Raw genomic sequence first — 22,097 nt, 5'->3', positions numbered from 1 at the left:
GGGGCAAAGATGACTTCAGCGACCACCGCAAGCGAGCAATCAGGCATTTTGGGCTGGATCGAGAGGAGCGGCAACAAGCTGCCCGATCCAGTTTTCCTGTTCTTCTGGCTGATCGCCATTCTTGTGGTCATTTCGATTGTCGCGAGCATGGCGGGCCTCTCCGCCGCGCATCCGACGGAGATTGACGAAGCGACCGGCGCGGCGCGAATCATTACGGCGGAAAGCCTGCTCTCAGCAGACAATATCCGCCAGTTGTGGGTCGATATGCCCAAGACATTCACCCACTTCCACCCGCTGGGATACGTGTTGGTTGTGATGCTGGGCGCAGGCGTGGCCGAGCGAGCAGGCCTGTTCGGCACCGCGATGCGCGCCGGCGTGCGCAATGCGCCCAAGGCGCTGCTGACACCTATCGTCGTGCTGGTCGGCATGCTCGGCAATCTGGCGGCGGATGCTGCCTATGTGGTGCTGATCCCGCTGGCAGGGATAATCTTCCACGCCGCTGGTCGTCACCCGATTGCGGGCATTGCCGCCGCTTTCGCGGGCGTTTCGGGCGGCTTTTCGGCGAACCTGCTGCCCGGCCAGCTGGATGCCCTGCTGTTCGGCATCACCGAGGCTGCGGTCGAAACGGTGTTCGGTGATTTCACCGCCAACATAGCGGGCAACTGGTTCTTCATCGTCGCGATGACCTTCGTCTTCTTGCCGGTGATCTGGTTCGTGACCGACAAGATGATCGAGCCGCGTCTGGGCACATGGGATCCGGCGAAGGCAGGCAATGCCACTGCGGAGGAACAGACCGACCGCGAGCTTTCAGGCGAGGAGAAGAAGGGCCTGCGCTGGGCCGGGTTGGCCGTGCTGTTCGTGATCGGCCTGTGGCTCGCCTTCACCTTCGGCCCCGGCACGCCGCTGATCGACGAGGAAGCCTCGGCTGAGGCGCAGTTGACCCCGTTCTACCAAAGCCTTGTTGCAGGGTTCTTCATCCTCTTTTTGCTGGCGGGCTGGGCTTACGGCAAAGCCGCCGGAACCATCGGCGATCACCGCGATCTGGTGAAGATGATGGCAGGCGCGATGGAGGATCTGGCCTATTATCTGGTGCTGGCCTTTGCCGCTGCGCATTTCGTGGCGATGTTCGCATGGTCCAATTTGGGACTAATCCTCGCCGTTCAAGGCGCGGATTTCCTTGGCGGATCGGGCCTGCCCGCTTGGGCGCTGCTGGTCGCCATCGTTCTGGTGTCGGCTTTGCTGAACATTTTCGTCGGCTCGGCCAGCGCTAAATGGGCGCTCCTTGCCCCGGTGCTGGTTCCGATGCTGATGCTGTTGGGCATCACGCCGGAAATGGCCACCGCAGCCTACCGTGTGGGTGACGGGGCAACCAATATCATCACGCCGCTGATGGTCTATTTCCCGCTGATCCTGATTTTCTGCCAGCGTTGGCAAGAGGATTTCGGGCTGGGCAGTCTGGCCGCAACGATGCTGCCCTATTCCATCGGTTTGCTGCTGGCGGGTCTGGTGATGACGGGCGCATGGGTCGCACTCGATCTCCCGCTTGGGCCGGGTGCCGGCGTGTTTATGGAGGTGCCGACCGCTGCCGATCCGACAGCTCCGGCGAGTGCACAATAGGGCCTTTTGCCGGAACCGAAGGCAGGATGGGCAGTAAACAGTCTATGCTTACAGCCCTCTCTCGCTTGCGCGGCATTCGAATTGGCGTAGTCGCGCTTGGCGCATTGCTGTTGGGCGCGGCAAGTCCTTCCGGCACTGCTTATGCGATCGACGATGCGGGCAGCAGTGTCTCCGCCAAGGTCAGCTTTCTCGGCATCGGCAAGCGCACTGCCGGCTTCCCGCAAGTATCCGGCACTGTCCGGCTCTCGCCCGACCGGCCCGACAGCATTGCACTGGACGTGAAGCTCGATGCCCGCGCTCTGACGGCGTCGGATGGCCTCACCAGAGACCGGTTGCGCGGCGAGGATTTCTTCTGGGTAGCGAAATATCCGGTCGTGCGGTTTCGCGGCGATCAACTGACCATGCGCAGCGCCACTTCGGGCACGGTTCGCGGTCAATTGCAGGCTCGGGGCGTTTCCCGGCCCGTGGTGCTGAATGTCACGTTCGACAAGGCCCCGGCGAATCTGGCACCCGATGAAAGCGTCACACTATCGGGATCGACAACCATCAACCGGCGCGATTTCGGCATGACGGCCTATTCGCTGATTGTCGGCAAGAACGTGACGATCGACCTGACGGCAAAACTTCGCCCGCGCAGATAGTCAGGCCAACGGGCCAGCCGGTCAGTCGCCGCCTTCCAGATCCCGCGCCACTTTAGGATCGTCCAGGAGCTTCTCGATCCGCTCCGCCTCGTCGAAGCTTTCGTCGGGCTTGAATTTCAGTTTGGGCGCGAATTTCAGGCCCAGTCGCTTGGCGACCTCGCGCTGGAGATAGGCGGTGTTCTTGCGCAGCGCCGCGATCACTTGATCTTCGTCCGTGCCCAGCAGCGGCTTCACATAGGCAGTCGCATTGCGCAGATCGGGGGTCATGCGCACTTCTGTCACCGCGATATTGGCCGCCGACACAATCTCGTCATGCACTTCCTGCCGCGCGAGCAGCTCGGACAGGATATGCCGCACCCGCTCGCCCACTTTCAGGACGCGGACCGATTGCTGTTCGGCGGTAAATTGCTGGCGGGCCATTGTCTGATCAGTCCATCTTGGAGAGAATATTCTTGAGCGAATTCATGTTGCGCGCGGTTCCCTTGCAGCCAAGCCGCCGTTCCAGAACCTTGTTCGACAGGTCGGACACGCCGACACCGTGCACATAGTCCAGAAACAGCACGCGGTCACCCAGCGCCAGCCGCTCGCTGCCTTTGCTGCGGTGTTCCTCGATCAACGCATCCACCGCAGCGGTGTTCGGTTGCTGGCTCAGAAAGATCGAATGCACCATCTTGTCCGACCCATGCTCCGGCCCAGTGCCGTGGAACGGGTTATCGTCGATTGCCGCGCGCACGTCCTCGCGGCTGCGCACCATGGCGCAGGATTTAAAGCCGAACGCGTTTTGTACCGCGCTTTCGAGCTGGATTTCCAGCATGGCCGGGTCGCTCGCGCTGTCCAGAATGACATTCCCGCTGGCCGCGACGGTCTGAACTTCGCCTAAGCCCGCCCCGGCAAGAGCGTCCTTCAGATCGACCATCTTGATCCGGTTGCCACCAACATTGATGCTGCCCAGCAGGGCAAGATAGCGGGTCATCGGCTTCAGCCTTCCGGCCGTGTTTCTGGCTGCGGCTTGGGCGTGGGGATTGCCGTGGAGGAGGAGCGTGCCAGCAGCCGCCCTTCCTCGTCATGCAACTCGCCTTCGAGGAAGATCACCCGCCGCCCGGCCTTCACCACGCGGCCCGTGCCGGTGATCACCGCACCAGCCGGGACCAGCCGAATGAGCGACATCGACAGGTCGAGGTTGAGCGGCGCTTCCTTGCCATCGGTCGCGGCAACATAGGCATAGCCCATCACATCATCGAGATAGCCGGCCACCAGTCCGCCCTGCACGCCTCCACGCCAGGTGCACATCTGCTCCTGAACGGTAAACCGCATAGTCGCGGTCTGCGTTGCTTCATCCCAGCCCACAAACTCCGAAGCGAGCAGGGCGGAATGCGGCGAGGCCGTTTCGTGGCCGAAATATTTGTCGGTGGTCATGCACGGGGCTCCGGCAGATCTGTCGGCAGCGCAGTTGAAGTCGCGCGGGCCAGCAAACGCCCTTCCTCATCAAACAGCTCGCCTTCCAAGAACGCAACCCGGCGACCATGCTTCACCACCCTCCCTTTCGCGATGATGGGCGCGAGCGGCACCATCGCAACGAAGGTCATTGTCATATCGAGGTTCAGCGGCAATTTCTGGCCATGCTCCGATCCCTCGGTAACGGCCAACAAAGCTCCGCCCATCACCTCGTCGAGGAAACCGGCGATCAATCCGCCCTGCACGGCCCCGCGCGGGGACGCAAAGCTGGGTGGGGGATTGAACCGTGTGGTCAACTCCCCCCGCTCGGCATCGAAGGCAACGAATTCGCTGCCCATCAGCACCGCAGAGGGTGAGCGCCGGCCCTCGTAAATTCTCGGCATGCGCTACCCCCTTGTCGACTACAATGTGCGTTCTTTTTCCTCGATTTCGAAGACTTCCAGACTGTCGCCCGGCTGCACATCGTTGGTGTCTTCCAGCACGACACCGCATTCGAGACCGGTGCGCACCTCGTCGACATCGTCCTTGAACCGGCGCAGCGAGGCGATGGTGGTCGCGGACACAATGACATCGTCGCGCGTGAGGCGTGCGAACAGCCCCTTGCGGATGACGCCTTCGGTGACCAGCAGACCGGCGGCCTTGTCCTTCTTGCCCGATTTGAAGACTTCCTTCACCTCGGCACGGCCCAGCACGTTCTCGACCTTGAGCGGGCCAAGCTCGCCGATCATCTCTTTCGAGATTTCGTCGGTCAGGTGATAGATGACGTCGAAATACTTCATCTCCACGCCGTCGCGCTTGATCAGGTCGCGGGCCTTTGCATTCGGGCGGACATTGAAACCGATGATCGGAGCGCCAGAGGCGGCGGCCAATGTTACGTCGCTTTCCGTAATCGCGCCGACGCCAGCGTGCAGCACACGAACCTTAATATCGTCGTTCGACAGGTTGTGTAGTGCGGTGTTGATCGCCTCCACAGAGCCCTGCACGTCGGCTTTCACCAGCAGCGGGAACTCGACCACGTCGGCCTGCAGATTGTTGAACATCGTATCGAAGCTGGTCGGGGCGAGCGCCGTGCGCTTCTCCGTTGCTTTCTCCTGACGATATTCGGCGACCTCGCGCGCGCGGGCTTCGTTTTCGACCACGGTCAGCTTGTCACCCGACATCGGCACACCGCCAAGGCCCAGAACCTCGACCGGCATGGACGGGCCGGCTTCCTTGATCTGCTTGCCCTGATCATTGACCACAGCCCGAACCTTGCCGCTTTCGGTGCCGACCACGAACACATCGCCGCGTTTCAGCGTACCGCGCGTCACCAGCACTGTGGCAACCGGGCCGCGGCCCTTGTCCAGCTGCGCTTCAATCACGGTCGCGTCTGCTGCACGGTCCGGGTTGGCTTTCAGTTCGAGCAGCTCTGCCTGAAGCGCGATCTTCTCGAGCAATTCGTCGAGATTGGTTCCTTCCTTGGCGGAAATTTCGACATCCTGCACATCACCCGACATCGCTTCCACGATGACTTCGTGTTCGAGCAGCCTTTCGCGGATTTTCTGCGCATTGGCTTCCGGCTTATCGATCTTGTTGATCGCCACGATCATCGGAACGCCCGATGCCTTGGTGTGCTTAATCGCCTCGATCGTCTGCGGCATGATGCCATCATCGGCAGCAACCACCAAGACGACAATATCTGTCACATTCGCGCCGCGCTGGCGCATCTCGGTAAACGCGGCGTGGCCGGGCGTATCGAGGAAGGTGATCGTCTGCTTGTCTTTTGTTTTGACCTGATAGCTGCCGATATGCTGGGTGATGCCGCCGGCCTCCCCCTTCACCACATTGGCACCGCGCAGGGCATCCAGCAGACTGGTCTTGCCGTGATCGACATGGCCCATGATCGTCACCACCGGGGGACGCGGCTTCAGCGTTTCCTCGGGATCCTTGTCTTCCTCGACATTGATCTCGACATCATCGGCCGAGACGCGCTCCACATTGTGGCCAAATTCTTCGACCAGCAATTCGGCAGTATCGGCGTCGATGGTCTGGTTGACGGTGACCATCATATCCATCTGGAACAGGGCCTTGACCAGCTCTGCGCCCTTTTCGCCCATCCGCTTGGCCAGTTCGCCAACCGTGATAGCCTCGGGCACCACGACGTCGCGGATTTGCTTCTCGCGCGGCTTGGAGCTGCCTCCGCCCTGCGCACGCTTCTCGCGCTCGCGTGCGCGTTTCAGCGCGGCGAGGCTGCGGGCGCGGCGGCCCTCGTCCTCGTTCAGCGCCTTTGTAACCGTCAGCTTCCCGCCACGGCGCTTGTCCGGGCGTTCGGTAGTGCGGGCTTTCTTCTCTTCCTTCTTCGCAGGACGCTTGGGCTCCGGACGGGCGACCGGCGTGAACTTACGTGCAACGGGCGCGTTCTTGCCAGCGGCGGGCGCCTCATCGGTAGCAGGTTCCTGAGCCGCAACAGCTTCGGCTTCCTCTGCCGCTGCTGCATTGGCCGCATCCTTGGCGTCCAGCTCGGCCTGTTTGGCGGCTTCGGCCTCGGCCTTGCGGTTTTCCTCGGCGCGCTTCTTCTCGTCGGCAGCGGCTTCCTTGGATTTCTTTTCCTCACGCTTGCGCGCGTCTTCGGCCATTTTCAGCCGCTCTTCCTCGGCCTCACGCTGGAGGCGGGCGACGCGCTCCTGCGGAGTTTCCCCGGCAGGCGCTTTGGGCGCAGGCTTCTTTGCTTCCGGGGCAGGCGCCGGTGCGGGCGCTGGTGCCGGAGCGGGCGCGGCCTCTGGCGCAGCTTCGGGTGCAGGCGTTTCCGCCCCCTTTTCTCCCGGTTTCACCAGCTTGCGGCGACGCTTTACCTCGACCGCGACCTTGTTGGTCCGGCCGTGGCTGAATGTCTGTTTGACCTCGCCCGCATCCACGCTGCGCTTGAGGCCAAGCGGTTTGCGGGTCCGGGGTGTGTCGTCGTTCTCGGCCATAAAAAGCGTATCTTCCTAAAAAATCTTGTCGTCGTCTGTGCGGTGCGTCCGGCGGGCGTTCTCGCCCGTCAGCCGCTGCTAGGGCGCGCCGCCAAGCGCGCCAGAATAATGGAGTAAGCGCCGCACGGCTGTGCCCACCCGTGCGGCTGCTCCGCCTCCATATTTTGCATCGGATCCGCGACTGCTTACGCCCAGATGAACGACATTGTCGCGGCCCAATGCCACAGACAGAGCCGCGCGGTCCAGTGGCAAGCGGATGCCCCGCATGCCCGATCCTTCGTTCTCGCTGCCAACGCGCCATGCCTGATCCAGCTTGGACGCGCCGCCCTCGCTGGCATCGGCGGCATGCAGCAGCACAGCGATCGTGCCGGCGCGTGCCTGCTCGGCAATGCGATCAGAGCCCAAGATAATGGTTCCGCTGCGCATTTCGAGGCCCAACCGGTCCAGCAGCGTGCGGGTCAGCGCATCCTCGATCCGCTGGGGCAAGTCTTCTGGCACATTCAGCGCCGCGCTCTTGTAGGCCCGTGCCAATGCGCCGCGTAGCCGGCCCTTGGACATTGCCTCTTCCAGTTGCGCCCGCGTGACACCCAGCCATGCGCCCCGTCCGGGGGCCTTGGCATGCGGATCGGGCAGCACATCGCATGATCCATCGGCATGGGCAGGCGAAATCGCCAGCCGCACCAGCATATCACGCGCGCCATGCTCCCCTGACAGGATACATTTACGCTCCGGCGCAGGTTTCCCTGCACCAGGCGCCTCAGCAATGTCGGACGTCAGGCGCTCATTGGGTGGAGTCCGCATCGGCGGCCTCCTGTGTTTCGGACGCAGCAGGCGCTGCATCATCTTCGTCTTCAAACCAATGCGCGCGGGCAGCCATGATGATCTCGTTGCCCTGCTCTTCGCTCAACCCGAACGCGCCCAGCACGCCGCCCTTGTCTTCCGGCTTCGTCGGACGATCGCTCTTCATCCGCGGGCCAGCCATCGGATCGGTCGGCGACGGACGGCGACGCGGTGCTTCGCGCTTCTTGGCGATCAGCTCGTCGGTGGCCAGATCGGCCAGATCGTCCAGCGTCTTGATATCGGCCTTGCCCAGCACGACCAGCATTTGCTCGGTCAGATGCGGCATTTCGGCCAGATCATCCTCGACACCCAGCGCCTGACGTTCCTTGCGCGCAGTCGCCTCGTGGCGCTCCAGCGCTTCGGTCGCGCGGCTCTGCAATTCTTCTGCCAGCTCCTCGTCGAAGCCTTCGATGCTCGCCAGTTCGGCCAGCTCGACATAAGCGACTTCTTCCAGCTCGGCGAAACCTTCGGCCACCAGCAGTTGCGACAACGTTTCGTCGACGTCGAGCTCTTCCTCGAACATCTTGGAGCGCTCGGCGAATTCCTTGCTGCGCTTCTCGGATGCCTCTTCCTCGGTCATGATGTCGATCTGGTGACCGGTCAGCTGGCTGGCGAGACGGACATTCTGCCCGCGGCGGCCAATGGCCAGGCTCAGCTGGTCATCGGGAACCACCACTTCGATGCGCGGCTCGTCCTCGTCCAGCACAACGCGGCTGACGGTTGCGGGCTGCAGCGCGTTCACGACAAAAGTCGCGATGTCGTCGCTCCACGGGATGATGTCGATCTTCTCGCCCTGCAATTCCTGCACGACGGCCTGAACGCGGCTGCCCTTCATCCCGACACAGGCACCGACGGGGTCGATGCTGCTGTCATGGCTGATGACGCCGATCTTGGCACGGCTGCCCGGATCGCGGGCGGCGGCCTTGATCTCGATGATGCCGTCGTAGATTTCCGGCACTTCCTGCGCGAACAGCTTGCGCATGAAATCGGGCGCGGCGCGGCTCAGGAAAATCTGCGGCCCGCGATTGTTGCGTTCCACCTTGGTGATCAGCGCACGGACACGCTCGCCCACACGGGCGGCTTCGCGCGGGATCTGCTGGTCGCGGCGGATAACACCCTCGGCGCGGCCGAGATTTACAATCACATGGCCGAATTCGACCGATTTGATCACTCCGGTGATCACTTCATTGGCGCGGTCCTGGAATTCCGCGAACTGACGCTCGCGCTCTGCATCGCGGACCTTCTGGAAGATAACCTGCTTGGCGCTCTGCGCATCGATGCGGCCCAGATCGACAGGGGGGAGCGGATCGACGATGAAGTCGCCAACGCTTGCGCCCTTTTCCAGCTTCTGCGCGGCCTTCAGATCGACCTGCTTGAAGTAATCCTCGACTTCCTCGACCACCTCGACGACGCGCCACAGGCGCAGATCGCCGGTCTGCGGGTCCAGCTTTGCGCGAATGTCGTTTTCCGCGCCATAGCGGTTGCGGGCGCTCTTCTGGATCGCCTCTTCCATCGCCTCGATGACGATTTCCTTGTCGATCATTTTCTCGCTGGCAACCGCATTCGCAATCGCGAGGAGTTCAGCCTTGTTGGCGGAAATTGCACTGGCCATCAGTCGTCAGCCTTCTCTTCTTCGTCTTCAAAAACTTCCTCGGCACCATCGGTGTCGAGCGGTTGCGTCGCGGCAATCAGCGCGTCTGTCAGAACAAGCTTCGCCGCATGAATGAGTTCGCGCGGGAAAGAAACCTCCCCCGCCTTCTTATCGTCGATCGTGACAAGGCCCGCATCGTCGATGCCGACCAGACTGCCCCTGAGATTGCGATGACCGTGGACTTTCTCGGTCAACGAGACTTTCGCCTCGTGCCCCGCCCAGTCGGTGAAATCCTTTACCCGTGTCAGCGGGCGGTCGATGCCTGGGCTGCTGACTTCGAGATGGTAGGCGCCCGGCACAAGCACAGTGCCCGCCTCCTCCAGCGCGTCCAGCCGTTCCGAAACACGGCGGCTGAGCGCGGCGCACTGGTCGATCACCAGTTGCCCGGTCGCCGGGTCTTCCGCCATGATCTGCAAGGCCTCGCCCCCGTCTCCGGCTTCGGAAGGCACCATCTTCACGCGCACCAGATCGAAACCCAGAGCGGCTGCTTCGGGTTCGATCACTTCAACAAGGCGTGCCAGATCGGCCATCGGTTCTCCAATTCAGAACATCGGTTATGGCAAAGCGGTTCGGTGCCGGCCCCTCTCGGCGCCAGCCAGACTTTGCATTCACAATGTCGGTATGGGTGGGGAGATAGGCGGGCGGCTGGGTTATTGCAATGAAAAAGGGGCCCGGCGCAAACCGGGCCCCTCCAATCGTGGCAAAAAGTGCTAGCGCTTACGGAACAACTCCGATCACATCGGGGTTGCCGTCGGGATCGCCGTTCACGCGCCCGCCATTGGCCACATTGCCCTGCAGCATGACGCCAGCGATATGCGGCGTGGCCATCGATGTGCCGGAGATGGTGTTATAACCACTCCCGGTCCAGGTCGACTTGATGGCCGAACCCGGTCCGGCGAAGTCGATCGGCGGATTGCCGAAGTTCGAGAAGCTGGACCAATTGTCGCCAATGGCGAAGCTCGACACGGTGAACACATTCGGGCCGTTGGCACGGGCCGGCGAGTGGTTGTTGGCGTTGTCACGCTCGTTACCTGCAGCAAGCACGAAGCGCACGCCGCCAGCGGCCGCCGCAACCACAGCGTTATCAAGCGCTTGGCTGACACCGCCGCCAAGGCTCATATTGGCGACGTCACCGGGACGGCCAAATTGCGCGACATAATCCACACCGGCAATCACGCCGGAATTCGAACCCGAACCACGACGATCAAGCACACGAACTGCAACGACAGGAGCGCCGGGCGCCACGCCGATTACGCCAATCGAGTTGTCAATCGCTGCAATAGTGCCTGCAACGTGCGTACCGTGCCCGTTCTGATCGCCTGCATCGCCGCGCACGAAGCTGCGCGAGCGAGCGACATCCACATTCAGATCGGGGTGGTCGAGCTGGACGCCGCTGTCGATGACCCATGCTGTTGCGAAGTTTCCGGCGCCCCCGCCATTGACGCGTGCGATACCCCAAGGGGTTTCCTGCGCAGGCTGACTCCCGCCACCGCCGCCCTTGGGCTTCTTGCCGCGCTGGATGGCCGTGACGACCTGATCCTGCTCGCAATAAGCGATGTTAGCGTTGTTCTTCTGCATATTCGCAATTGCCTGCGGCGCGGCGTTGACGGCAAAACCGCGGAGCGCGACGCTGTAGACGTGCTTGAGCTGCGCCTGCGATGCCTGCGCAGCGCGATTGGCTTCCGCCTTCGCATTGCCACGCGAAACATTCTTGTTGAATACGCAGATATAGCTTCCGGCGATCTTGTCGCCCGCCTTCTGTGCTTGCGCAGGCGTTGCCAGCGCAATCATGGGTAGTGCCGCGATTGCAGCAACCAGCTTGATTTTCATTCATCCCTCCGGATTATTTTATGGTCCAGCCACTCGTGACCCGAGACCGGCTGATGGGTGGACCTTAGTCGGCAAAAACCGACTGTCCAGAGTAAAAAAGCACTTAATACCCCATTTACCCCGAGAGCTGAATATTTCTCTGCATACAATGGGTTAAGCGCGCAGAAACCTTGCCCGAAGTCGCCACGAGAAGATTTCCGGAAAATTCTATAATCAAGGAGCTGCAGGCAATTCATCCGGCGTGTCGGTTTCTTCACGCGTCAAACGGCGGTGCCGAACTATTCGCGGAGTAATGACAATGAAAAGATCAGTCTTTGTACTTGTAGAGCGCTCGTTTCGGAAAGCCTGACCGATAATCGGAATATCGCCCAAAATCGGCACTTTCGATTTGGTCGTCAGAACATTTTCCTGCGTCAGCCCGCCGATAACAAATGTCTCGCCGTCCCGGACCGACGCGCTTGTTTCCGCCTCGCGCTGGCTGATTGTCGGAAAGCCCTGAGAAAACCCGGTGACGCTGGAAACCACGCCGTAGATTTTCGAAGTGATGTAGCCGTCGCTGCTGACTCTTGGAGCGATCTGCAATGTAACTCCGACATTTACATACTGGACCTGCTGCGACACGCCATTGACGCCTGATAGCTGGATCGATGTCAGGATCGGCAGGGCATCGCCGGTAATGATCTTGGCCGTCGACCCGCTTTGCGCCGCAATACGCGGGCGGGATACGATGCGCCCCTCCCCTTTCTGGATCTGCGCATAAATGGCCGCCTGCAGCTGGCCGGAAGGCAGAACATCGTTGGGATCAAGCCCGAACGGCAGGAACGAGCCGGTCGTAAGATTGCCTGCACCGATTGCCCCGTTCTGGTTGGTGAAATCAACGCCGAGATTGCGCGCCCCGGTTTCGGTCAGCTCGACGAACTGCGTCTCCAGAATCACGCTGTCGACCGGCACGTCGATCAGCTCGATCTGCCGCCTCACCCGCTCGATCCGCTCCGGCGTTCCGGTGACCCAGATAGCGTTGAGGCGCCGGTCTATCGCCAATCCGTTGCCGAAATTCTGGCCCAGCGGCACTTCTTCGCGCTGCGCTTGCTGGGGCGCGCCGATGAACGTCGATTGCTGGCTCGCTCCGGGAGATCCGAAGCCGGGTTCGCGCAGGATGAACACATCGTTGGGCGCAATCTCGACACCTTCGACCAGCAGGCCGATCACTTCCGAAACATCGGCGTATTTAAGCATGATGAGTTCGTAGGAATCGCCCGGGTTCCAGGTATCTACGGGGCCGGTCGCCTCCTGCTGTGGAAACAGGTCTTCCCCGGCAGAGCCTATGGGCCGGCTGCCCAGCACCTCCTCTTCGCTGACCCGCTCGACGCGGATCTCGACCGTCGAATTGCCCAGCGGCCGCGACTCTACGGTCGAAGGCAGCGCCGTGTCGAAAGCGAGAACGAGACTGCTTCCTTGGGTGGAAAAAGTCAGCGAGCGGACCAGCCCGCGATATTGCTGGCGCTGACGCACACGGCCGGTCTTGAGGGTCGTCGCCATAACGACTTCCGGCTTGCTGGGATTGCGCTCGACCGTGGCGATGCGCGGTTCGCGCGGACTGAACCGCAGGGCGAAAACCGCCGATCCCTCGTCCTGTGTCACGAGGCGCATTTCTTCCAGCACAGATGGGACGACCTGCGCCAAAGCAGCGGACGCGGGCAGCAATGCCGCGCACAACACCGCAAGCGATGTCCATAGCCATCGAATCAAACTGGAAATCAAAGCGACCCTCTCGTCACACCGTAGGAGTGACATCCCTGCGACCGACCCTAGGCCAGTCGGGGCTGAATGCAAGCCCGACGCACCAGCTTCTCACAGACGTGGCCTGAACCGCTGCGGGATCAAGGACCCACAGCCTCAGGATCGCCTGCGAAACCATGGATCATCGGTTCGGTCTATTTGCAGCTCACCCGCAAATGGCGTGCACAGGTCGAATGCCTCGTGCGGCGTGCCTGTCAGCCAAGGCGTCCATTTTTCGCGGGTCACGATGACCGGCATCCGGTTATGCACCGGAGCGACCTGCGCGTTAGCCTCGGTCATGATCATAGAGCTCGCCTCGCCCCATTCATCGGAATTGCGCCAGATACCGGCCACGGCAAAGAGAGGCTCACCGGGCATGGAAAACCATGTGCGGGTCATCTTGCCTTTCTCCCCCTCGGCTTCGGCAAAGCGAGAAACCGGGATCAGACAGCGGCGATTCTCGAACGAATCCCGCCAGAAGAAGCTTTTGAGCTTGTCGGTCCGCGCATTGTTGACCGGCTTGGGTTTCAGCGGCTGGCCCTTTGCGCCCTTGCGCTGGAGCGGGGAGCCCCAGACCATCGGGCGGACTTTGCCCTCTGCAAGCACCGCAGCGGGATAGCCGGGATACACCTCGTCTGCCGCGTTGCTGCCGAAATCCTGCGCAATCGCATCGAAGAAATCGGCGATCTCGGTTTGCGAGGATTTGATCTGGTAGAGATTGCACATGGCGCGCGACCATAGCGCCCCGGAGCAATCACCACAAAGCCCAGATCTCCTGTCCGCCGAAACGGATCAGTTGGCGCAATAGGTCGCCTTCTGGCGGTCAAGATCGTCCAGCTTGATCTGGTCACGGTCCGTCGTGCCCTGCTCCAACGAGCGGTCCCATGCTTCGTTGGCGAGAGCGGTGAAGCGGGCGCATTGATCGGCGCGGACGCGGTCGGCCGTCTCTTTCATCTCTTCATTGATTGAATTGCCGTCCAGTGCAGCCATCGGCTGGTTCATCGCGTTTTCGACATTGCGGGGGGCCGAAACCGAATAGGCGACCCAGCCTGCAATAAAGGCGGTCGCGATCAGGCCCAGCGCTGCTTTAACGAAATCCATCTTTTCCACCTCCGACAATCCGGAAGCAAAGATGTAAACCGGCGTCCCTAAAGGGAAGTTAACGGGCCTGAAGCACCGTCAATCCGTCTCCTGCATCAGCCCGTGCTTTTTAATGCAATGCCGCAGCTGGTCGTAGCTCAGGCCCAAAGCCTTGGCCGTCTGGCGCTGGTTCCAGCGGTGTTTGCCCAGCGCGTGCTCGACAATGGCCCGCTCATGCGCATCGACCGCGCCGCGCAGATCGTCGATATTGTCGATTTCCTGTGTCGGGCGCGCCGTCGCCGTGACGGCATTGGTGAAGTCGGTCGAGTTTGCAGCCGCCGAGCCACCGGGCCGTTTGGCAATTTCGCTTTCCAGCGGCTCCCACGGGCTCTCGAACGGATCGAATTGCACGTGGCCGATCTCTTCTGCCGGATTGCCCCAGCGGTAGACCGCCCGCTCCACCACATTGCGCAGCTCCCGGACATTGCCCGGCCAGCTGTATTCTTCCAGCTCCCGCTGAACATGGGAGGCAAAGCCGGGCCAGGTCTCCCAATCCAGCTCTGCGGCCATGCGCCTTGCAAAATATTCGGCCAGCACGCCGACATCCCCTTCGCGCACACGCAGCGGAGGCAGCGTGATGACTTCAAAGCTCAATCGGTCGAGCAGGTCAGCTCGGAACGTGCCCTCCTTGGCCAGACGGGGTAAATCTTCGTTCGTGGCGGCCACGATCCGCACATCAACCCGGACCGGGCGGCTGGACCCGATGCGGGTCACTTCGCCATACTCCACCGCGCGCAGCAGGCGTTCCTGCGCCGCCATGCTCAGCGTGCCCAGTTCGTCGAGAAATAGCGTCCCTTTGTCGGCTTCCTCGAACCTCCCCTCACGCGCTCTGGTAGCACCGGTGAAGGCGCCCGCCTCATGGCCAAACAATTCGGCCTCGATCAGTGTTTCGGGCAGCGCGGCACAGTTCATGGTGACGAGGTTTTCGTCCCATCGGTCGGAGAGGCGATGCAGACGTTCGGCAATCAGTTCCTTGCCCGTGCCGCGTTCGCCGATCACCAGCACTGGACGGCGCAAAGGCGCCGCACGGCTGGCCCGTTCCACAGCGTCAAGGAAGGCACCCGACTGGCCGATAAACTGATTATCCCGCTCCATGCCCAACCTATAGGGAAATTTCCCAAGCCTTGGCAATATACGCCGATCGGTCTTTTTCACCGCTTTGTCGAAAGCCTTGGATTCTCCCGTTTTTCCAGTTTGGCACACCCTTTGCAGAGTTGGGGGCAACACACAGACACCTCTCAACGGGAGCCACACCATGTACGACCGTCAATTCTTCCGCACCCGCCTCGGCCAGGCCGCCATGGTCTCCATCATCACGATGACGGCCTTTGTGGCGCTGAGCACGCAGCTGCAGGTCGAGCCCGCCTATGCGACCACGATCGCGGCAGAGCAGGTCGAGCTCGCATGAGCAAACCGAATGACCCCCTAGGGCCGGAGCGCATCGCTTCCCCCGACGCAGACCGCGCTTCGGCCCGCACTTCTCGCCTGTCGCGTCTGGACGAGGAAATCGAGCGCGTTCGCCGCAGCCCGACCCCGACCCAGAGCCGCAGCGGCGAGACACAAAACGACCCGTTCAACCTTGGAGTACCGTTCATGGGAATTTTCTCCCGCACCCGCGATATCATCGCAGCCAATTTCAACGATATGCTCGATCAGGCAGACGATCCGGCGAAGATGATCCGCATGATCATCCTCGAGATGGAGGAAACGCTGGTCGAAGTTCGCGCCAGCGCCGCGCGGACCATCGCCGACCAGAAGGAAATGCACCGCCACACGGTCAAGCTGGACAAGCTTCAGGCCGATTGGGGCGAGAAAGCCCAGCTCGCGCTGTCGAAAGACCGCGAAGATCTGGCCCGTGCCGCTCTGGTCGAGAAGAAGAAGGCCAGCGACATGTCGGACCAGCTGAAGCAGGAAATTGCGGTGCTGGACGATGCCCTGCGCGCTTACGAGCAGGACATCCAGAAATTGCAGAACCGCCTGCGCGAGGCGCGCAGCCGCCAGACGGCCATCGCCGCCCGGCTGGAAAGCGCCGAGAACCGCGTCAAGCTGCGCAGCCTGATGACCAACGAACGGGTCGATGATGCGCTGGGCCGGTTCGACCAGCTGGAACGCCGGGTCGATTACGCCGAAGGCCGCGCCGATGCGCTGTCCATCGCCGATGGCAGCGACGGCAAGCCGAACCTGTCGGACGAGATCGCTGCGCTGGCCGGAGCGGACAAGGTCGACGAAGAACTCGAAGAAATGAAACGCGCGCTGGGCAAAGGTTCCGGCGGCGAAGACAAGAAGGACGCCTAAGCCATGGATCTCGACGCCATCATCATCGTCCCCACAATCGTGATCGGCCTGCCATGGCTCATCATGCATTACATCACGAAGTGGAAAACCGCCGCGACCATCACCAGCGACGACGAAGTCTTGCTGGAAGAAATGTACAGTCTGGCCAAGCGCCTGGACCAACGGATGGACACGGTCGAACGACTGGTCGCGAGCGATCACGAGGATTTCCGCCCCGCCCGCCTCACCGCGAATTCCGAACAAGACAATGCCCAGCTGACCGAACTGGAACAGCTGCTGGCCGAGAAGAAGGGAGCTGCACAGTGAATACGACCCACACCACGCTTTACCGCGACAAGCAAAACGCCAAGTTGATGGGCGTTTGCGCCGGAATCGCAGATTACACCGGGGTCAATTCCCTGTGGGTTCGTTTGGGCTTCCTGATCCTGCTGTTCACTGTCGCCCCTATCCTCTTGCCCGCATATTTCGTCGCCGGTGTGCTGCTCAACAAAAAGCCGCCGCATCTCTACAAGGATGTGGACGAGCAGAAATACTGGCAGCGTGTGCGTCAGTCGCCGCGCCGCACGGCCCGCGAAGTGCGTGGCCAGCTCCGCGATATCGACCGCCGTCTGGCCGAGGTGGAAACGTATTACGTCTCCAGCAACCCGCGCCTGAACGCCGAAATCGAGCGCCTGCGCTAAGCCACTAACCTAGTTGGGGAAATTTCATGGACCTCGGAGTTCTCATACCTCTCGCCCCGTTCATTATGGTGGCCTTCATTGTCTGGACCGTGAGTCAGCGCAAGCTCGCTGAAAAACAGATACAGGCAACAGCTGGCGAGAGCGCCGAGAAGGCCGCGCAATATGTCAGCCATATCAAGGATCTGGAGGACCGGGTGCAGGTGCTGGAACGCATCGTCACCGATCGCGGATACGACGTCGCCACCCAGATCGAAGCGCTGCGCGATACCCGCAAGGTCGAGGAAGCCGATAGCGGTGTGCAGCTCAATATCTCCAAGGGGGAGCGCGTCTGATGGAAGACCTTCTCGAATTCCTGCTCTTTGCAGTCCCTATTGCAGGCGGGCTCGGGCTGGGATGGTATCTCGTCCGCAAGAAAATCACCGACCTGCGGCTGGAACTTGCCAGGCAAGCCGGCAGGGCCGAGCGCCCCGATCCGGAAAAGGCCGAGCTGGAAGAACGCGTGCGGGTGCTGGAGCGGATCGTCACGGATCGTGGATACAGCGTCGCCGAAGAGATCGAAGCGCTGCGCGATACCGGCAAGGTCGAGACAGCCGATAGCGGTGTCCCGCTCAATATCGCCCGCAAGGAGAAAGCATAATGAACTGGGGGAGCCCCGAATTCGTGATCGCGATTATTGCGATCAGCACTGTCGGCTGGATCGTCAACAACTGGATCCGTGCGAAACACGGCTACGAGCTGGAAGACGAATGGGGCGGCAAGACGAAGCCGAAGGACAGCGGCGAAACGCAACGCCTGAAGGCAGAGAACGCAGCGCTTCATGACAAGTTGGACTCCATGCAGGACCGGATGGTCAATCTGGAGCGGATCGTGACCGACAAGGGCTATTCGCTTTCCGACGAGATCGAGGCCCTGCGCGACCGTCCCTCCCCCGCACCGACTTCCACCGATAGCGGCACGCCGCTCAATCTGCGCCAGAAGGAAACGCGATAATGGAATTTTTCACCGAAACAGCAATCATAGCCGGCGTGGCCATCATGACCGGCGGCTGGGTCGTGACCACCTGGCTGCGCATCAAGAATGGCTATCCGCTGGAAAACAGCTGGGGCAAGGCCGTCTATCCCAAGAACGACGAAGCAGTGGAGCGGGTCAAGCTGCTCACCGGCGAAAACGCCGAACTGCGTGCCGAGCTGGGCTCGATGAAAGATCGCCTCGCCAATGTCGAACGCATCGTCACTGACGAAGGCTACGGCCTGACGCAGCAGATTGAAAACCTGCGCGACAAGCAACAGGAGATGAACTGATGGATATGGACCTTGTCGTCATTTTCGCCTTCATCCTGATTGCGGCAACGATGGTGTTCCGTTTTGCCACCGCCACCCACAAGCGCGCAGTCGCGCATGAAGAACGGCGTCTTGAACTGAAAGCCCGCAAAGCCGAAGCCGAAAACGGCCAGAGCGGCAGCGATCATCGCAAGCTTGAGGAGCGGGTCCGCGTTCTGGAACGCATCGCAACCGACAGCAACCATGCGCTGGCATCGCAAATCGAAGAATTGCGCGCGCTCGACCGGATCGAGGAGAAAACGCCGTGAGCTTCTGGAGCGCCATTGTCCTCGGCCTCATCATCCTGTGCGTCACGGCCCTCCTTATGCAGCGGGCCGAGAACCGCAGCGATGCGAAGAAAGCGTCCGGCGGCGAACGCGAACGCGAGCTGGAAAGCGAACGCGACGCCGCACGCGGAGAACTCGCCGATCTGCGCGAACGGGTCAAAGTACTGGAAAAAATCGCCACCGATCCGGCCCGCCGGACCGCCGAAGAAATCGAAAAGCTGCGCGACTGACGCGCACGATATTTGCAGGGAGGATGCCCCAATGGAACCTGTAACGATTATTGCTGCCACGGCCTTCGCCGGATTGCTTGTCACCGTCGCCGGTCTGCTGCGCGGCTGGCAGGGGTGGCTGCGGCTGAAGGAAAGCGAGCTGGAGCGGCGCGCCGCTGCGAAGGACCTGCCGAAGGAACTGGAAGGCGGTTCTCCCGAAGGGGCTGCGAGAATCGAGATCGCCGATCTGAAAGAGCGCATCCGCAAGCTGGAGGCCATCGCCAACGGGGTGGAATTATAGGGGCGTGCCACTAGATGGCACACCATGCGCACACTCGATGACATCCGCGAAGAATATGAATTTCTCGAAGGCGACGAACGCTATCGTCTGCTGATCGAGCTGGGCCGCGATCTGGAGGAGATGCCGGGCGCCCTGAAAACAGACGCGACTTTGGTGAGGGGCTGCTCGGCTAGCGTCTGGGTCTACCCCACGGCAGAGGGCGAGGCACTGCATTTTCTGGCCGACAGCAATGCCGCGATCACCAAGGGCATCGTCGCATTGGTTATCGCCGCTGTTCAGGACAAGCCGGCGAGCGAGGTCGCTGCAATGGACGTGAAGGCCGCGCTTGCCCCCTTCGCCCTCGAAAACCAGCTTAGCTCCAACCGCACACAGGGTATCCCCAATATGATCGCGCTGGTTCAGGAACATGCGGCGCGCATTGCAGGGTGAGGCCAGCCTGGCGTAACGGGGCCCCGACTGGGGGACCTTAGGCATCGCGGCAGACTTGAAATACCGGCCTGAAGTGGACGGATTGCGTGCAGTCGCAGTCCTGTCTGTCATGGTCTATCACGCGGCCCCCGGCCTTCTGCCGGGCGGGTTCCTCGGCGTCGATGTGTTCTTTGTGATCAGCGGCTATCTGATTACCGGTATCCTTGTCTCGTCAGACGAACCGCTGGGCGCCGCGCTTAAGACGTTCTGGGTCCGCCGGATAAGGCGCATTCTGCCCGCTTTGCTGGCCTGCATCATCGGCACGCTTCTGCTGGGCATGGCGATCCTGCCGCCGGATCCGTTCCAGACATTGGCCCGCAGCGCGATTGCCGCTGTCTTCTCCGTCTCGAACATCTTTTTCTGGCGGCAGCCGCGCGGCTATTTCCAAGGGGCCGTCGAAGACAATCCGCTGGTACACACATGGAGCCTGGGCGTGGAGGAGCAGTTCTATCTGCTTTATCCGATCCTGCTCCTGATCATCGCGCGGTGGCGCAGGCTCTGGCTGGTGCCAGCCATCGCGAAAGGCACGGTTCTCTCGTTTGCGTTCGCCCTTTGGCTCAAGACGCAGGACCCGGCGGCCGCCTTCTACCTGCTGCCTTCCCACGCGTGGGAACTCGGGATCGGTGCCCTGACATGGTTTGCCGCGCAGCATTTGGCAGGCAGGCGCGTGCGCCCGTGGGCTGCGGATTGGCTGGGCTTTGTGGCACTGATCGCCCTTGCCGGCAGCTTCGTCCTTCTCAACGGGAGGACCGGATCGGTCGGCTGGGGCGCATTGCCGGCGGTTCTGGGCGCGGCGCTGCTAATCCTGTGCGCCGCGCCGGAGCGGGGGATCGGGCGGCTGCTTTCGCTGAAGTTTGTCGTTGGGATCGGACTGATCTCCTACAGCCTATATCTGTGGCATCAGCCCTTGCTTGCACTTTCGCGAGTGGCTTTCGCCGATTTCGAAAGTTTGCGGACGACGATTGCCCCGCTGGCTCTTTTGGCCAGCGTCCCGCTGGCCTGGGCAAGTTGGCGCTTTATCGAGCAGCCGCTCCGTAGCGCCACCTGCACTCCTGCCAAGGCGCTGGGCGGAATTGCGCTGGCGGCAGGCACGGCGTGTGCCATGGCCCTCGTCATTATCGCCAATGCAGGGATTCCCGCTCGTTTCGCCCCCGAGGTGCAGCGCGTGATAGAGCTGCAAAGCAGAGAGGATCGCGAGAGGGTCGAGCGTGGCCAATGCGCTCTCAGAAATGAGGGCTGGCGTTCACCCCCCGGTACATGCCTCGTTCCCGCAGGTGGAGCGCCGAAGATTGCCGTGATCGGTGATTCCCATGCCTCTGCTCTTTTTCCCGTAATCTCGAAAGAAGCCGAACGACGCGGGCAATCGGCCGTTTTGGCGTTTGCCGGGCGCTGCCGTCCGATCGACAATGGAAACGACCCGAATACAGACCGAAAACGCTGTGCAAGCTATTCCCGCCAAGTTGTCGAATATCTCGACGCAACCCCTTCGGTGGAGACAGTGGTTCTGGCCTATCACTGGAACGCTCTGGTCGATCCCGCCGCCCCGATACTGCCCAGAGAAGGCGCCGCCGGGGAAGTTGTTGCATTGATCGCAGCCCTCGCCGGCAATGATCGGCGCGTGCTCGTGATGGACCCGGTGCCCATGGCGAAAGTCCCCGGTATCCCAGCGATCTATGCCGCGAATCTCGGTGGCAGAGCGATCCCCGCTGGCGAAACTTATCAGGAGTATCGCGAGCGGACCGCTCCAGTACGCGCGATGCTGGATGCCGTACAGGTCGAGCGCATGCAGAGATTCGATCCCGGCCCGCTGCTGTGCGATCTTGAAAATGGCGCTTGCGAGCTCACGAAGAACGACAGAATCTTGCTGCGCGACAACCATCATCTGACTACAGAAGGGGCAGAGATAGCCCTTCGCTCAGGGCTGCTCGAGGCAGCTCTGGCCGGCCCCGAAAACTAGGCGCAGGTCTAGCGCAGCACCGCCAGCTCGGAACTTCTCGCTGTCTGGGTGGTTAGTTTGGCATACCCGAAAGGGACAACAAACTGGAGAATACACGTGCCAATTCTGATACTTATCGCCACTATCCTGCTGCCCCCATTGGGCGTCGCGGCCAAGCATGGTCTGGGTACGACCACGCTGGTCAACCTCGTGCTGACGATCTTGGGGATCATCCCCGGCATCATCCATGGGCTGTATGTGAACTACGCCCGCTAAGCCGGCAGCAGACTGGTTTAGGAGGCCGGCACCGCGTTTGCGTTGTCGGCCTCTGCCATTTCGGGGACAGCCCGGTCGCGGTGCATCTCGAACGCACCGCGCGTGCCGGCAAGTGTCCACGAGCCTACAATTGACAGCCCGGCCTGCGAAAGCTGCCCGACATAGCGCACTGGCAGATCATAACCGGTGGGAGCGCCAACATAGAGCTTGCTGAATTCGACCGCCCCGCCCGCTCGCCGCCCGACAATCATCGCGACAAGGGTCTCACGGGTGCCGTGATACGCATCGGGCTCGGTGATCGAGCCAGACAGCGATCCCGCGCTGTCGATCAGATCGGCCAGAAATGGTGTGACCGGTCCCCTGGCCCCCTGATAGGAATAGGTGCCGTCCCACGCTCCGGTCAGTGCGTGAGGCAAACCGAT

At 61.6% G+C, this 22,097-nt stretch carries 30 protein-coding genes; 16 read left to right on the top strand and 14 right to left on the bottom strand.

Going from position 1 to position 22,097, the window contains the following annotated elements:
- Positions 1 to 9 precede the first annotated feature (9 nt).
- On the top strand, positions 10 to 1,617 hold the full coding sequence (locus ACFCW2_RS09305; protein ID WP_379545870.1) for an AbgT family transporter: 1,608 nt from the start codon (positions 10 to 12) through the stop codon (positions 1,615 to 1,617).
- 44 nt (positions 1,618 to 1,661) lie between these two features.
- A complete protein-coding gene (locus tag ACFCW2_RS09300) occupies positions 1,662 to 2,258 on the top strand; it encodes a YceI family protein (protein ID WP_379545869.1) in 597 nt (198 codons plus the stop codon).
- Between the two features lie 21 nt (positions 2,259 to 2,279).
- Here ACFCW2_RS09300 and rbfA read toward each other — a convergent pair whose 3' ends face one another.
- The 13 genes from rbfA to pspF form a co-directional block, all read right to left on the bottom strand.
- Positions 2,280 to 2,678 carry a 30S ribosome-binding factor RbfA gene (gene rbfA, locus ACFCW2_RS09295; protein WP_379545867.1) on the bottom strand — a complete coding sequence of 133 codons (399 nt, stop codon included), beginning with the start codon at positions 2,676 to 2,678 and terminating at the stop codon, positions 2,280 to 2,282.
- Positions 2,679 to 2,685: 7 nt separating this feature from the next.
- Complete coding sequence (locus ACFCW2_RS09290; protein WP_379545866.1) at positions 2,686 to 3,231, bottom strand: DUF1697 domain-containing protein; 546 nt, start codon at positions 3,229 to 3,231, stop codon at positions 2,686 to 2,688.
- Positions 3,232 to 3,236: 5 nt separating this feature from the next.
- A complete protein-coding gene (locus ACFCW2_RS09285) occupies positions 3,237 to 3,674 on the bottom strand; it encodes a PaaI family thioesterase (RefSeq protein WP_379545864.1) in 438 nt (145 codons plus the stop codon).
- Entirely contained in the window at positions 3,671 to 4,096 is a 426-nt protein-coding gene (locus ACFCW2_RS09280) for a PaaI family thioesterase (protein ID WP_379545862.1), read from the bottom strand. The genes ACFCW2_RS09285 and ACFCW2_RS09280 overlap by 4 nt, the downstream gene beginning before the upstream one ends.
- Positions 4,097 to 4,114: 18 nt before the next feature.
- A complete protein-coding gene (gene infB / locus ACFCW2_RS09275) occupies positions 4,115 to 6,664 on the bottom strand; it encodes a translation initiation factor IF-2 (protein ID WP_379545860.1) in 2,550 nt (849 codons plus the stop codon).
- 78 nt (positions 6,665 to 6,742) lie between these two features.
- Positions 6,743 to 7,465: a DUF448 domain-containing protein gene (locus tag ACFCW2_RS09270; RefSeq protein ID WP_379545858.1), complete on the bottom strand. Its 723-nt coding sequence runs from the start codon at positions 7,463 to 7,465 to the stop codon at positions 6,743 to 6,745.
- Positions 7,446 to 9,116 carry a transcription termination factor NusA gene (gene nusA / locus ACFCW2_RS09265; protein WP_379545857.1) on the bottom strand — a complete coding sequence of 557 codons (1,671 nt, stop codon included), beginning with the start codon at positions 9,114 to 9,116 and terminating at the stop codon, positions 7,446 to 7,448. The genes ACFCW2_RS09270 and nusA overlap by 20 nt, the downstream gene beginning before the upstream one ends.
- A complete protein-coding gene (rimP, locus tag ACFCW2_RS09260) occupies positions 9,116 to 9,685 on the bottom strand; it encodes a ribosome maturation protein RimP (RefSeq protein ID WP_379545855.1) in 570 nt (189 codons plus the stop codon). Before rimP ends, nusA begins: the two co-directional genes overlap by 1 nt.
- Before the next feature lie 187 nt (positions 9,686 to 9,872).
- Complete coding sequence (locus tag ACFCW2_RS09255; RefSeq protein WP_379545854.1) at positions 9,873 to 10,985, bottom strand: S8 family serine peptidase; 1,113 nt, start codon at positions 10,983 to 10,985, stop codon at positions 9,873 to 9,875.
- Positions 10,986 to 11,198: 213 nt separating this feature from the next.
- Positions 11,199 to 12,626 carry a type II secretion system protein GspD gene (locus ACFCW2_RS09250; RefSeq protein WP_379545853.1) on the bottom strand — a complete coding sequence of 476 codons (1,428 nt, stop codon included), beginning with the start codon at positions 12,624 to 12,626 and terminating at the stop codon, positions 11,199 to 11,201.
- Between the two features lie 255 nt (positions 12,627 to 12,881).
- Complete coding sequence (locus ACFCW2_RS09245; protein ID WP_379545851.1) at positions 12,882 to 13,490, bottom strand: SOS response-associated peptidase; 609 nt, start codon at positions 13,488 to 13,490, stop codon at positions 12,882 to 12,884.
- Positions 13,491 to 13,556: 66 nt separating this feature from the next.
- Positions 13,557 to 13,865, bottom strand: a complete 309-nt coding sequence (locus tag ACFCW2_RS09240) for a hypothetical protein (RefSeq protein ID WP_379545850.1) — start codon at positions 13,863 to 13,865, stop codon at positions 13,557 to 13,559.
- A gap of 78 nt (positions 13,866 to 13,943) precedes the next feature.
- On the bottom strand, positions 13,944 to 14,999 hold the full coding sequence (pspF, locus tag ACFCW2_RS09235) for a phage shock protein operon transcriptional activator (protein ID WP_379545849.1): 1,056 nt from the start codon (positions 14,997 to 14,999) through the stop codon (positions 13,944 to 13,946).
- 160 nt (positions 15,000 to 15,159) lie between these two features.
- Between pspF and ACFCW2_RS09230 the strand changes: the two genes are divergently transcribed.
- The 14 genes from ACFCW2_RS09230 to ACFCW2_RS09165 all read left to right on the top strand — a co-directional run bounded on the left by ACFCW2_RS09230 (position 15,160) and on the right by ACFCW2_RS09165 (position 21,675).
- Positions 15,160 to 15,312 carry a hypothetical protein gene (locus ACFCW2_RS09230; protein WP_379545848.1) on the top strand — a complete coding sequence of 51 codons (153 nt, stop codon included), beginning with the start codon at positions 15,160 to 15,162 and terminating at the stop codon, positions 15,310 to 15,312.
- Complete coding sequence (pspA, locus tag ACFCW2_RS09225) at positions 15,309 to 16,199, top strand: phage shock protein PspA (protein ID WP_379545847.1); 891 nt, start codon at positions 15,309 to 15,311, stop codon at positions 16,197 to 16,199. Before ACFCW2_RS09230 ends, pspA begins: the two co-directional genes overlap by 4 nt.
- A gap of 3 nt (positions 16,200 to 16,202) precedes the next feature.
- Positions 16,203 to 16,505 (top strand): envelope stress response membrane protein PspB, encoded by a 303-nt coding sequence (gene pspB, locus ACFCW2_RS09220; protein WP_379545846.1) that lies wholly within the window; start codon positions 16,203 to 16,205, stop codon positions 16,503 to 16,505.
- Entirely contained in the window at positions 16,502 to 16,879 is a 378-nt protein-coding gene (pspC, locus tag ACFCW2_RS09215; protein ID WP_379545845.1) for an envelope stress response membrane protein PspC, read from the top strand. The genes pspB and pspC overlap by 4 nt, the downstream gene beginning before the upstream one ends.
- A 26-nt stretch (positions 16,880 to 16,905) precedes the next feature.
- Positions 16,906 to 17,211, top strand: a complete 306-nt coding sequence (locus ACFCW2_RS09210) for a hypothetical protein (RefSeq protein ID WP_379545843.1) — start codon at positions 16,906 to 16,908, stop codon at positions 17,209 to 17,211.
- Positions 17,211 to 17,516 carry a hypothetical protein gene (locus ACFCW2_RS09205; RefSeq protein ID WP_379545842.1) on the top strand — a complete coding sequence of 102 codons (306 nt, stop codon included), beginning with the start codon at positions 17,211 to 17,213 and terminating at the stop codon, positions 17,514 to 17,516. Before ACFCW2_RS09210 ends, ACFCW2_RS09205 begins: the two co-directional genes overlap by 1 nt.
- Positions 17,516 to 17,869, top strand: coding sequence for a hypothetical protein (locus ACFCW2_RS09200; protein ID WP_379545841.1), 354 nt, complete (start codon positions 17,516 to 17,518; stop codon positions 17,867 to 17,869). Before ACFCW2_RS09205 ends, ACFCW2_RS09200 begins: the two co-directional genes overlap by 1 nt.
- Positions 17,869 to 18,180 (top strand): hypothetical protein, encoded by a 312-nt coding sequence (locus ACFCW2_RS09195; RefSeq protein ID WP_379545840.1) that lies wholly within the window; start codon positions 17,869 to 17,871, stop codon positions 18,178 to 18,180. Before ACFCW2_RS09200 ends, ACFCW2_RS09195 begins: the two co-directional genes overlap by 1 nt.
- Positions 18,180 to 18,467: a hypothetical protein gene (locus ACFCW2_RS09190; RefSeq protein ID WP_379545839.1), complete on the top strand. Its 288-nt coding sequence runs from the start codon at positions 18,180 to 18,182 to the stop codon at positions 18,465 to 18,467. The genes ACFCW2_RS09195 and ACFCW2_RS09190 overlap by 1 nt, the downstream gene beginning before the upstream one ends.
- Positions 18,464 to 18,715, top strand: a complete 252-nt coding sequence (locus ACFCW2_RS09185) for a hypothetical protein (RefSeq protein ID WP_379545837.1) — start codon at positions 18,464 to 18,466, stop codon at positions 18,713 to 18,715. Before ACFCW2_RS09190 ends, ACFCW2_RS09185 begins: the two co-directional genes overlap by 4 nt.
- Before the next feature lie 31 nt (positions 18,716 to 18,746).
- A complete protein-coding gene (locus tag ACFCW2_RS09180; RefSeq protein ID WP_379545836.1) occupies positions 18,747 to 18,995 on the top strand; it encodes a hypothetical protein in 249 nt (82 codons plus the stop codon).
- Positions 18,996 to 19,019: 24 nt separating this feature from the next.
- Positions 19,020 to 19,424, top strand: a complete 405-nt coding sequence (locus tag ACFCW2_RS09175) for a SufE family protein (RefSeq protein ID WP_379545835.1) — start codon at positions 19,020 to 19,022, stop codon at positions 19,422 to 19,424.
- A 55-nt stretch (positions 19,425 to 19,479) separates the two neighbouring features.
- A complete protein-coding gene (locus ACFCW2_RS09170; protein ID WP_379545833.1) occupies positions 19,480 to 21,420 on the top strand; it encodes an acyltransferase family protein in 1,941 nt (646 codons plus the stop codon).
- Positions 21,421 to 21,516: 96 nt separating this feature from the next.
- Positions 21,517 to 21,675 (top strand): YqaE/Pmp3 family membrane protein, encoded by a 159-nt coding sequence (locus ACFCW2_RS09165; RefSeq protein ID WP_379545831.1) that lies wholly within the window; start codon positions 21,517 to 21,519, stop codon positions 21,673 to 21,675.
- Positions 21,676 to 21,692: 17 nt separating this feature from the next.
- Here the strand turns inward: ACFCW2_RS09165 and ACFCW2_RS09160 are convergent, their stop codons facing one another.
- The gene (locus ACFCW2_RS09160; protein WP_379545829.1) at positions 21,693 to 22,091 is read right to left on the bottom strand and encodes a hypothetical protein; all 399 of its coding nucleotides are present in this window, start codon (positions 22,089 to 22,091) and stop codon (positions 21,693 to 21,695) included.
- Positions 22,092 to 22,097: the final 6 nt, after the last annotated feature.

The sequence above is a fragment of the Qipengyuania algicola genome (assembly GCF_042492175.1).
GTDB lineage: Bacteria > Pseudomonadota > Alphaproteobacteria > Sphingomonadales > Sphingomonadaceae > CAJXSN01.
Note: the sequence above shows the minus strand (reverse complement) of the source record. Positions and strands in the feature narration are given on the sequence as shown.